Here is an 11,238-nt window from a genome sequence, read left to right as displayed (position 1 = left end):
GGCCGGGGCCGTGCGGACCGCGCCCCGCCGCGGGCTACTTCGTCCAGTCCAGGATGATCTTGCCGCTCCGGGCCGTGGCGGCCTCGTCGAAGGCGGCCTGGAAGTCGGTGTGCGAGTAGCGGCCGGTGATGACCGGGGTGAGGTCGAGCCCGCCCTCCAGCAGCACGGTCATCGCGTACCAGGTCTCGAACATCTCGCGGCCGTAGATGCCCTTGATGGTGATCATCGAGGTGACGACCTTGGCCCAGTCGACGGGGAACTCCTGCGCGGGCAGGCCCAGCATCGCGATCCTGCCGCCGTGCGTCATGTTGTCGATCATGTCGCGCATCGCCTCGGCGCGGCCGGACATCTCCAGGCCGACGTCGAAGCCCTCGCGCAGGCCGAGGCGGGTCTGCGCCTCGGCGATGGAGGACTCGGCGACGTTGACGGCGAGGGTGGCGCCGGCCTTGCGGGCGATCTCCAGGCGCTCGGGGCTGACGTCGGTGATGACGACGTTGCGCGCGCCGGCGTGCTTGGCGACGGCGGCGGCCATGATGCCGATCGGGCCCGCGCCGGTGATCAGCACGTCCTCGCCGACCAGCGGGAAGGACAGCGCGGTGTGCACGGCGTTGCCGAACGGGTCGAAGATGGCGGCCACGTCGAGGTCGACCGGGGTGCGGTGGACCCAGACGTTCTGCGCGGGCAGGACCACGTACTCGGCGAAGGCCCCGTCGCGCCCGACGCCGAGCCCGATGGTGGAGCGGCACAGGTGGCGGCGGCCGGCCAGGCAGTTGCGGCACTTGCCGCACACCAGGTGGCCCTCGCCGCTGACCAGGGCGCCGATCTCGATGTCGCGGACGTCGGCGCCGAGGGCGGCGACCTCGCCGACGAACTCGTGGCCGAGGACGAGGGGGGTCTTGACCGCGCCCTGCGCCCAGCCGTCCCAGGCGCGGATGTGCAGGTCGGTCCCGCAGATTCCGGTGCGCAGCACCTTGATCAGCACGTCACCGGGGCCGTACTCGGGCTCGGGGACGTCCATGAGCCACAGCCCGGGTTCGGCTTTGTGCTTGACGAGTGCCTTCATGGGGGTGGCTCCAGGCGTGCGGAAGGAGGGGGCGCCGGGCCCGCTGGTGCGCGAGTGGCGGTGATGGGCACCAATGTGCCGATCGGTGCGGTGATCAGTCCATCGAGACTTTCTTAAGCGGGTCGACAGCGCAGCTTCACGCCTATGCTCCTCCCTGGAACGGGGTAGGGCCTGGTCCGGGATCGCCCGTGCGGTCCGGGGCCGGGGTGAAAGGGGAGGTGAGGGGCGTGCCGAGTCTGCGCAGCAGGGCGTTGTCGGCCGCACTGGTGGCGACGGGCCGGCGAAGACGGTTCGCGACCGCCGAGGCGGTACGGGCGACGGTGGCGCAGGCGGCCCGCAGGCCCGCCTCGCACCTTCCGCCGCGTTCGCTGGGGCGGGTCGCCGAGGTGTCGCGGACCTTCGTGGGCGCCTGGCCCGTGTACGACGTCTCCCCGCTCGGGGAGGAGCCCGTGGCGCGGGTGCTGTACGTGCACGGCGGGGCGTTCATCAACGAGCTGGTGCGGCCGCACTGGTCGCTGATCCGGACCCTGGTGACGCGGGCCCGCGCCCGGGTGGTGGTGCCGGCGTACGTGCTGGCCCCGCGCGGGACGGCGGACCGGACCGTCCCGGTGGCCGCGGACCTGCTGAGCGGTCTGATCGAGAGCGGTGGCGCCGGCGGGACGGTGCTGCTCGGGGACTCGGCCGGGGCCGGGATGGCGCTGGCGGCGGCGCAGCGGCTGCGGGAGCGGACCGGGGCGCAGCCGTCGCGGATCGTGCTGATCTCGCCGTGGCTGGACGTGAGCATGAGCCATCCGGGCCAGGCGGAGATCGAGGCGGCCGATCCGGTGCTGGCCCGGCCGGGGCTGGCGGAGGCGGGGCGGCTGTACGCGGGGACGCTGACGGCGGACGACCCCCGGGTGAGCCCGCTGCACGGGTCGTTCGCGGGGCTGGCGCCGTTGACGGTGTTCACGGGGACCCGGGACGTGCTGACGACGGACAGCCGGGAGCTGCTGCGCCGGGCGCGGGCGGCGGGTGCGGAGGTGGAGTGGCACGAGGAGCCGGGCATGCCGCACGGGTATCCGCTGCTGCCGGTCCCGGAGGGGCGGGCGGCCCGGGACCGGATCGTGGAGCTGGTGCGGGCGACGGCCGACGAGGAGTGAGCCGGGGCCACGTGCCGTCGCCTACGCGGTGCAGGTCATCAGGGAGCTGACGGGCGCGGCGCGGTAGGCGGTCCAGTAGGCCTCGTCGCGCGCGGCGTCGGCGGGCGGGGTGCGGCTGGGCTGCCAGGCGACGGTGGTGAAGCCGGCGTCGACGGCGGCCTCGGCGAAGTCGGCGTGCGCCCATTCGCGGTATTCGAAGTGGAGCGGGGGTTCGGTCAGGAACTGGGCCTTGAGCAGGGGTGCGTCGCCGTCGGGTACCCGGTCGAGGATGCGCATGCCGTACGGGGACCAGTCGACGCGCGGGTAGGCGCCGGGGTTGCGGACGAGGGAGAGCAGCCTGCCGCCGGGGCGCATGTTGGCGCGGATGCCGCGGAACATGGCGTGCAGGGCGGCCCGGTCGGGGGCGTGGCTGAACGGGTAGACGGCGGTGACCAGGTCGAAGGGGCCGAGCTGGGGCATGTCGGCGGCGTCGGCGACGACGTACTCGACGGTGGCCGTGCGGCTGCCGGGGCCGTCGCTCTGGCGCTCGCGGGCGCGGCGGACGCGGTCGGGGCAGTTGTCGACGCCGACGGTCCGGCGGGCGCCGCCGCTGGCGAGGAGTGCGGCGGTGCCGCCGTGTCCGCAGGCGACGTCGAGGGTGTCGAGGTCGCGGACCCCGCCGAGGGCGTCGAGGGCGGTGCGCAGGGTGTAGGCGTCGGCCGCGGTGAAGGCGGCCCGGGGCGCGGGGTGGGTGGAGGTGTCGTCGTGCATGCCGCCATGCCTCCCCGGCGGGGGCGCGGGGAACGGCGGGCGGGGCCGGTGCGTCCCCCGTACGAGGGAGGCGTTCGGGTCAGTGCGCGGGGCCGGGGCGTCCCGGGCGGAGACCTGTCAGGGGTCCGGTCGGGGCCCCGTCAGGGCGGCCCGTCGGGGGCGCGGTCGGGCGGCCCGTCCAGGGGCGCGGTCGGGCGGCCCGTCCAGGGGCGCGGTCGGGCGGCCCGTCCAGGGCGTGTCAGGGGCCCCTCAGGGGTGTACCAGTGCGCGGGCGCAGGCGCGGAGCCAGGTGTGGGCGGGGTCGGCGTCGTGGCGGGGGTGCCAGGCGAGGCCGAAGGGGAGGGTGGGGAGGTCGAGGGGGACCTCGAAGGTGACCAGGCCGAGCGCTTCGGCCTGGGGGACGGTCCGGGTGGCGACGAGGCCGATGAGGTCGGTCTCGCGCAGCACGAACAGTGAGGCGGGGTAGGAGCCGATGCTGCCCACGACCCGCCGGGACAGGCCCTGTTCGGCGAGGGCCGTGTCCACGGGGCCTTCCAGCCTGCCGCGCCGCGAGACGATCAGGTGCTCCCCCCCGGCGAACCGGCGGGCCGTGAGGGGGCCGCGCAGGAGGGGGTGTCCGGGGCGGACCACGCCGAGCATCCGCTCGTCGAAGAGGTGCTCGACGCGTACCTCGGGGGAACGGTTGTCGATGACACCGAGTTCCAGGTCCGCGACCCCTTCGCGCAGGGCGGGCACGTCGACGTGGCTCTCGGAGAGGAACCGGAGCCTGACGCCCGGGGCTTCGTCGGCCATCCGCTGGAAGAGGGTGGCGCCGTAGGAGGCGGCGAAGGAGTCGTGGGCCAGGACGGTGAAGCTGCGTTCCAGGGTCCGCAGGTCGACCTCGCCGCCGGTGAGGAACAGGGCCCGGGCCCGTTCGACCACGGAGCGGACCTCGCCCTGGAGGGAGAGGGCGTGGGGGGTGGGGACCATGGTGCGGCCGGCCCGGACGAGCACGGGGTCGCCGAGGGCCTTGCGGATCCGGCCGAGGGTGCGGCTCATGGCGGGCTCGGAGAGGTGGAGGCGGGCGGCCGCCCCGGAGACGCTGGACTCCTCGAGCAGGACGTCGAGGGCGAGGAGCAGGTTCAGGTCCAGCCCGGCCGGTCTGGATTGCGTCACACGCATTCATCCCTTGCGGAAGTTGCACTGGAAAGCAGGTCGGTCCAACCCTACGGTGGTTCCGCGGGGTTGATCGCCAGGCGGTCCCCCGGCCGACCACCACCGTCCACCGACTCCGAGGAGGAGCCGTGCTCCGCCATGCCCGCACACCGGCCGCGCCCCCCGCGTCCGGCACCACCATCGCCGTCACCGCCCCCGCGGCGGCGGCCCCGGGGCTGTCCCGTGCCGCCCTGCTCGCCCTCTACGCCTGCGTCCTCGTCGCGCAGGGCATGGTCGCCGCCGTCAACCTGCTGATCCCGCAGCTGGCCGCGTCCACGCTGCACCCGAGCCCGGGGCAGCTGCTGTGGGCGGTGGACGCCTACGTGATCGTCTTCGCGGCCCTGCTGATCCCGGCCGGCGCCCTGGGCGACCGGTACGGCCGCAAGGGCGCGCTGCTCGCCGGTCTCGGGCTGTTCGCGGCGGGCGGGGCGCTGAGCGCGCTCGCGCGGGATCCGGCGGTGCTGATCGCCGGGCGCGGGCTGTGCGGGGCGGGGGCCGCCCTGATCATGCCCGCCACGATGTCGGTGCTGATCCAGCTGACCCCGCCCGAGCGGCGCCCGCAGGCGCTGGCCACCTGGACGCTCTCCGCCGGCCTCGGGGGCCTGGCGGGCAACGTCGGCGGTGGTCTGGCCGGGGAGTTCCTCACCTGGCGGGCGCTGTTCTGGGCGGTCGTGCCGCTGGGCGCGCTGCTGGCCGTCGCGGTGGCCCGTACGGTGCCGCGCACGCCGTCGCGGCCCGACGCGGCCGTCGACCCGCTGGGGGCGCTCATCCTGGCGGGAGCGCTGTTCTCGGTGGTCTACGGGATCATCGAGGGGCCCTCGTACGGCTGGGCCTCGGTCCAGGTCCTGACCGCGTTCGCGGCGGGGGCGGCGCTGCTGGCCGCGTTCACCGGGCACGCGCTGCGCGTCGCCCGCCCGCTGCTGGACCCCCGCGTCTTCCTCTCGCGCCGGCTGCGCGCCGGGGCGCTGGGCATCGGCGCCGCGTTCTTCGGGCTGTTCTCCCTGTTCTTCGTCAACGCCCAGTACCTGCAGTACGCGAAGGGCTTCTCGCCCGCCCAGACCGGTTTCGCGATCGTCCCGCTGACGGTCGGCATGGCGCTGGTGCCGCGTTTCGGGGCCCGGCTGCAGCAGCGGACCGGCCCCAGGCTGCCGGTCGGGCTGGGGCTGGGGCTGATCGCGGGGGGCCTGCTGCTGGTGTCGACCGTGGACGCCGGGACCCCGTACCCGGTGTACGGCTGCTACCTGCTGGTGCTGTCCGTGGGGACGGGGCTGTGCGCCCCCTCGCTGACGGTGACGGTGGTCTCGTCGCTGCCCCCGCACCAGGCGGGGCTGGGTTCGGGGCTGAACACCGCGGCCCGGGAGATCGGCGCGGCGCTGGGCGTGGCCGTGGTCGGCACCGTGCTGGCCTCCCGGTTCCACGGGAGCCCGGCGGTGGACGCCGCAGCGGCGGGCGCCTTCACGGATGCCATGGGGGTGGCGCTGCGCACGGTGGCGGCGGTGCTGCTGGTGGCCGCGGCGGCGGTGGTGTTCGGCTTCCGGGGGTCCGGCGAGCGCCGGAGTGCAGCGGCCGGGGGCCAGGGAGCATCCTGACCGTATGACGGCGAGACCGGGCGGCGCCGGCGCGGCGTCCGAGGCCGCGGGCCGGGTGCTCGCGCGGGCGGCGGTGGATGCCGTGCGGGCGCTGGGCGGCCACGCGGGCGGGGTGTACCTGCGCTCGGGCACCGAGGGGCTGCTGCGGATGGCGGCGGTGACGGGTCTGCCGGGGCCGTTGTTCCGGCCCTGGTGGCGGATCCAGGTGAACCGCCCGTTCCCGGTGGCGGAGGCCTTCCGCAGCGGGCAGGCCGTGCACCTGCCTGACGGGGAGTCGGCGGTCCGGCGGTTCCCGCAGCTGATGGCGGGGTTGCCGTTCCCGTTCGGGTCGCTGTACGAGCCGGTGGGGACCGGGTCGGAGCGGTTCGGGGTGCTGCTGGTGGTGCGTCCGGCGGCGGCCTCGGTGGAGGCCGGGGAGCGGCGGCTGATGCGGGAGGCCGCGGAGGGGCTGGCGCGGGAGCTGGCGGGGCTGGCGGCGGCCGGGGATCCGGTGCGCTGGGAGGGGGATCCGCTGTGCGTGCCGTGGCCGGTGCCGGGCGGGGGCGCCGGGGAGGCGGTGGAGCGGCTGGCGCAGGGGGTGCTGTCGGTGGACCGGCAGGGGGTCGTGGGGTTCGCCAGTGCCGCCGTCGGGGAGCTGCTCGGGCTGCCCGCGGGGCGGCTGGTGGGGCGGGGGCTGTGGGAGGCGCTGCCGTGGCTGGAGCACCCGGCGTACGAGGACCACTTCCGCGGGGCGTTCCTCTCCGGTGAGCCGGTGTTCTTCGACGCGCGGCGCGGGGCGAACGCGGATCCGCCGGCGCTGTCGGTGGGGCTGTATCCGGGGCCGTCGGGGGTGACGGTGGTGCTGGAGGCGGCCGAGCGGCCCGTGTACGCGCCCGGTGCGGCGGCCCGGCCGGGTGCCGGGCCGGGGGCTCCGGCCGCGCGGGCCTCGGCCCTGTACCGGCCGGTGGCCCTGGCGATCGCGCTGACGGAGGCGATGACGGCCCGGCAGGTGTCGGCGGTGGTCACGGAGGAGCTGCTGCCCGCGTTCGGGGGCCGGCAGCTGGCGATCTACCTGCTGGACGAGCGGCATCTGCACCTGGCCTGGGAGACCGGGTTCCCCCAGGGGTTCCTGGACCGGTTCGACGGGGTCTCGCTGGACGTGCGGCTGCCGGGTGTGGAGACGCTGACCTCGGGGCGGCCGCTGTTCTTCGAGTCGATGCAGCACCTGGCGTCGGCCTATCCGGGGATCCCGCTGGACGCCGACGTGGGCGCCCGGGCCTTCCTGCCGCTGATCGCCTCCGGCCGGCCGGTGGGCTCGTGCATCCTCGGGTTCGACGCGCCGCGCGGGTTCAGCCCGGAGGAGCGTACGGTGCTCACCGCGCTGGCCGGGCTGATCGCGCAGGCCCTGGCCCGGGCGCGGCGCTACGAGAACGAGGCGGCGCTGGCCCGGGGGCTGCAGGCGGCGCTGCTGCCGCACCGGCTGCCGGTGACGGGCCGGGTGGCGACGGTGGGCCGGTACCTGCCGGGTTCGGCGGGGATGGACGTGGGCGGCGACTGGTACGACGTGATCGAGGCGGCGGCGGGGCGGCTGGCGCTGGTCATCGGGGACGTCCAGGGCCACGGGGTGGCGGCGGCCGCGACGATGGGCCAGCTGCGCAGTGCGGTCCGGGCGTTCACGATCGGCGGCAGCACCCCGGAGCAGGTGGTGCGGGGCACCAACCGGCTGCTGATCGACCTGGACCCGGGGCAGTTCGCCAGCTGCTGCTACGTGCTGCTGGACCCGGTGTCGGGGCGGGCGCTGGCCGCCCGGGCGGGGCATCCGCAGCCGCTGCTGCGCCGCCCGGACGGCCGGGCGGAGGTGCTGGACCTGGCGGGCGGGGTGGTCCTGGGCGTCGACCCGGGGGCGTCCTATCCGCAGACGGAGCTGCTGCTGGAGCCGGGCGGGGTGCTGGCCCTCTACACGGACGGGCTGGTGGAGGTGCCGGGCGCGGACATCGACGAGGGCGTGGAGCGGCTGCGGTCCGCCCTGGCCGCCGCCCGCCCGGCCCCGCTGACGGAGACGGCGGACCGCCTGGTGGCCGTGGCGGGCGGTCAGGCCGACCGCCCGGACGACATCGCCCTGCTGCTGGCGTCCCGCACGGGCGCCGCGGGCGCCTCCTAGGGCCTGTCTGACAATTCGCGCCGGATCAGGCCGGGCCGTTCGGTGCGTGCGATCGGTGTGCGGCCGAGACGCCCTCGTAGCGGAGCTACTTGGGCGTCTCGGCCGTGCGGCGAGCGCACGTGCCGGGCGACCCGGCCCCGGCGGGAATTGTCAGACAGGCCCTAGCGCTTGAGCCCCTTGAAGGGGAGGGAGTCCAGGGGCTCGGTCGGCGGCTGCGGGGCGGCGGCCGGGCGGGCGCCGTCGGCGGCCGGGCACAGGGCGCGGAGCGCGAAGGCGCCCCGGGCCGCGTCGGCGGGGTGCGGGACGGGCTTGCCCTCGGCGTCGAAGCGCTCGTACTTCATCAGGTTGTGGCCCACCGCGTACTGCCGGGTGCCGTCGGCGGTGGTCATGGCTTCGGTGCCGGCGCCGAAGACGGCCCCGTTGTGGCCCCAGGCGGTCCCGCAGGGCGTGTCCACGGCGAAGACGCCCAGCCCGTAGCGCATGGCGACGGCGCCGCTCTCGTCCTTGACCGGCACGGTGGTCCGCATCTGGTCCAGCTGCTCGGCGGGCAGCAGGCGGCCCTGGAACAGGGCCCGGTAGAAGGAGGTGAGGTCGTCGGTGGTGGAGACGAGCGCGCCAGCCGTGCCGCCCCAGGTCATGTTGTAGTCGGCGTAGTCGCGCGGCGGGTCGATGAGCCCGTACCAGTTCTCGTACATCCGGGCGTGGGCGCCCCTGATCCGCTCCTCGGTGCCGGGGAAGTAGGTGTCCCGCAGCCCGGCCCGGCGGATCACGTCCCGGGTGATCACCTTCTCGGGGTCCTCGCCGGTGACCGCGCGCAGCACCTCGCCCAGCAGCACGTAGTTGGTGTTCGAGTACGACCAGTCCGAGCCCGGCTCGAAAAGCTGCGGCTGGGCCGCGCCCAGGGCGATGAGCCGGCCGGGGGTGATGGTGCGGTGGCGGAAGTCGTCCAGGCTCCTCGTCGAGCCCTCCTTGAGGGACGGGAAGGCCTCGGCGGCGTAGTCGGCGATCCCGCTGGTGTGGTTCAGCAGCATCCGCACGGTGACCTTGCGGCCGCGCTCCCCCGGCAGCAGGCCGGGGACGTAGTCGGCGACGGGCCGGTCGAGGCCGACGCGGCCCCGGGCGCTCTGCTGGAGCACGGCGACGGCGGTGAAGGACTTGGTGACGCTGCCGACCCGGTGGCGCATGCCGGGGGTGGTGGGGCGGCCGGTGTCCCGGTCGGCGACACCGGTGGCCCCGTTCCAGCGGGCGCGGCCGTCGCGGACGGTGGCGTACGCCCCGTAGACGCCGGCCTCGTGCACGGCGTCCAGCGCGCTGGTGAGGGCGGACCGGTCGATGCCGTCGGCGGTGGCGGCGGGTCCGGCGGGGGCCGGGGCCGCGGCCTGGGCCGGAGCGGCCCCGGCCAGGAGGGCCAGGACGACGGCCGTGGCGGCCGCGGCTCCCCGTAAGCGGCGGTTGCGGTCCTGCGGTGCGAGCTGCACGTGGGTCTCCCCGGGTCCGGGCGGCCGGTCCCGGGCCGCCAAGTGATCTTGTGGGCTCGATTCTGTCGGGGCGGGCACCGGCCCCCCATCGCCCGGACGGACGATCCCGGCGCTCGGCGCATACGCCCGCAGGACCAGACGTATCTCCACCCACGGGACGTCTTGACTTCGTGCAAAGCGGAAGGAAATTCATTGGATCTCCCTTCGGTTCCCGCACCTCGCAACGGTCAGCGTTTACGCGGCCTTAACACTCCTATCGGCGGCAACGGGCGCCGAGCACGATGGAATCCGCAGGTGGACATCTCTTGACCTGCGGATGTCGTCGAGTTTCCATATCGGCCACGGGAGCCACCCAGCAGAAGTGCCCACCACCGCCCCGGAGGCGATACCGCTCCCGCACCCCCTCTTCTTCGCAACTGCCGATCGGAAATCCCGCACCGATGACTGAAACGATCAGCGCGCCCCAGGCGCTCGCCCCCGCCACCGGGCCCACCCCCCAGAAGCTGAAGCGCTCCATCGGCGTCGTCGGCGGGACCCTGCTCACGCTGTCGTGCGTGACGCCCGCCTCGACCCTGTTCGTCGTCGTGCCCGATCTCTTCTCCAGCCTCGGCACCTGGACCGCGCTGACCATCGCGATCGGTTCGCTGCTCTGCATCGGCGTGGCGTTCTGCTACTCGGAGCTGGGCACGCTGATCCCGAGCGCGGGCGGCGAGTACGCCATGGTCTCCACCCTCGCGGGCCGCCTCGCGGGCTGGCTGGTGTTCGTGCTGTCGCTGCTCGTGGTGATGATCGTGCCCCCGGTGATCGCCATGGGCACCGCCGACTACCTGGCGCCCGTGGTCCACATCCCGGCCCCGGTGGCCGGCGGCGCGGTGATGCTGCTCGCGACCCTCGCCGGTCTGCTGGACCTGCGGGCCAACGCCTGGATCACCGGCATCTTCCTGGTCCTCGAAGTGATCGCGGCCGCGCTGGTGGCCGTGCTGGGCTTCGCCCACAGCGAGCGGGGCGCCGACGCGCTGGTGCACGGCACGGTGGCCGCCGAGGGCGGCGGCACCTCCACGGTGACGGCGATGATGGTGGTCTCCGGGCTGGCGATCGCGCTGTTCATCACCCAGGGCTTCTCGACGGCCGTCTACCTCTCGGAGGAGCTGGAGAAGCCGCGCCGCAACGTGCCCCGGACGGTCCTGGCCACGCTGGCCATCTCCACCGCCGTCATCCTGATCCCGGTCATCGCGATCACCATGGGGGCCCCGGACCTGGACGCGCTGGCCGCCGGCGACCTCGGCGCGATGGTGACCGCCTGGTCGAACTCGGCCGTCGGCACCTTCGTCAGCCTCTGCGTGGCCCTCGCGATCATCAACGCGGGCATCGTCATGGTCATCCAGAACTCCCGGGTGCTGTTCGCCTCCGCCCGTGACAAGGCCTGGCCCGAGCCGGTCAACCGCGGCCTGTCCCGCCTGGGCCGCTTCGGTTCCCCGTGGGTGGCCACCCTGCTGGTCGGTCTGCCGGGCGCGGCGATGTGCTTCGTGAACCTGGACACCCTCTACGGGGTGACGGGCGTGTCGGTGACCGGCATGTACCTGCTGGTCGCGGTGGCGGCGCTGTTCAGTCGGCGCGGGGCGCACCGCGAGGCGGCCGCCTGGCGGATGCCGCTGTGGCCGGCGGTGCCGATCGCGCTGATCGCCGTCCTGGCGTACATCCTGACCCAGCAGGAGACCGAGTACCTGCTGTGGACCGGCGGCATCACGGCCGTCGCCACCCTGTACTGGGCGCTGTACCTGCGGCCCCGCAAGGACACCCGCTGGCTGGTGAGCATCCCGGAGGACGCCGAGGAGGAGGCCGGGGAGCCGGCTGCGGCGTAGCCTCCCACGACACCTGCCGGAAG

General features: G+C 74.9%; 8 protein-coding genes. 4 read left to right on the top strand and 4 right to left on the bottom strand.

Going from position 1 to position 11,238, the window contains the following annotated elements; genetic code table 11:
• Positions 1–34: 34 nt before the first annotated feature.
• Positions 35–1,063 carry an L-threonine 3-dehydrogenase gene (gene tdh / locus ACFVXK_RS32905; RefSeq protein WP_389619096.1) on the bottom strand — a complete coding sequence of 343 codons (1,029 nt, stop codon included), beginning with the start codon at positions 1,061–1,063 and terminating at the stop codon, positions 35–37.
• Between the two features lie 227 nt (positions 1,064–1,290).
• Between tdh and ACFVXK_RS32900 the strand changes: the two genes are divergently transcribed.
• On the top strand, positions 1,291–2,202 hold the full coding sequence (locus tag ACFVXK_RS32900; RefSeq protein WP_389619094.1) for an alpha/beta hydrolase fold domain-containing protein: 912 nt from the start codon (positions 1,291–1,293) through the stop codon (positions 2,200–2,202).
• A gap of 21 nt (positions 2,203–2,223) precedes the next feature.
• Here the strand turns inward: ACFVXK_RS32900 and ACFVXK_RS32895 are convergent, their stop codons facing one another.
• Both ACFVXK_RS32895 and ACFVXK_RS32890 read right to left on the bottom strand, forming a co-directional pair.
• Complete coding sequence (locus ACFVXK_RS32895) at positions 2,224–2,952, bottom strand: class I SAM-dependent methyltransferase (RefSeq protein WP_389619091.1); 729 nt, start codon at positions 2,950–2,952, stop codon at positions 2,224–2,226.
• A gap of 249 nt (positions 2,953–3,201) precedes the next feature.
• On the bottom strand, positions 3,202–4,113 hold the full coding sequence (locus tag ACFVXK_RS32890; protein WP_389619088.1) for a LysR family transcriptional regulator: 912 nt from the start codon (positions 4,111–4,113) through the stop codon (positions 3,202–3,204).
• 173 nt (positions 4,114–4,286) lie between these two features.
• Here ACFVXK_RS32890 and ACFVXK_RS32885 point away from each other — a divergent pair, with 173 nt between their 5' ends.
• Positions 4,287–5,735: an MFS transporter gene (locus ACFVXK_RS32885; protein WP_389619099.1), complete on the top strand. Its 1,449-nt coding sequence runs from the start codon at positions 4,287–4,289 to the stop codon at positions 5,733–5,735.
• 4 nt (positions 5,736–5,739) lie between these two features.
• Complete coding sequence (locus ACFVXK_RS32880; protein ID WP_389619085.1) at positions 5,740–7,875, top strand: SpoIIE family protein phosphatase; 2,136 nt, start codon at positions 5,740–5,742, stop codon at positions 7,873–7,875.
• A gap of 161 nt (positions 7,876–8,036) precedes the next feature.
• Here the strand turns inward: ACFVXK_RS32880 and ACFVXK_RS32875 are convergent, their stop codons facing one another.
• Positions 8,037–9,353 (bottom strand): serine hydrolase domain-containing protein, encoded by a 1,317-nt coding sequence (locus ACFVXK_RS32875; RefSeq protein ID WP_389619082.1) that lies wholly within the window; start codon positions 9,351–9,353, stop codon positions 8,037–8,039.
• A gap of 440 nt (positions 9,354–9,793) precedes the next feature.
• Here ACFVXK_RS32875 and ACFVXK_RS32870 point away from each other — a divergent pair, with 440 nt between their 5' ends.
• The gene (locus ACFVXK_RS32870; RefSeq protein WP_389619079.1) at positions 9,794–11,215 is read left to right on the top strand and encodes an APC family permease; all 1,422 of its coding nucleotides are present in this window, start codon (positions 9,794–9,796) and stop codon (positions 11,213–11,215) included.
• Positions 11,216–11,238: the final 23 nt, after the last annotated feature.

The organism is Streptomyces sp. NPDC058157 (assembly GCF_042884105.1).
GTDB lineage: Bacteria > Actinomycetota > Actinomycetes > Streptomycetales > Streptomycetaceae > Streptomyces.
Note: the sequence above shows the minus strand (reverse complement) of the source record. Positions and strands in the feature narration are given on the sequence as shown.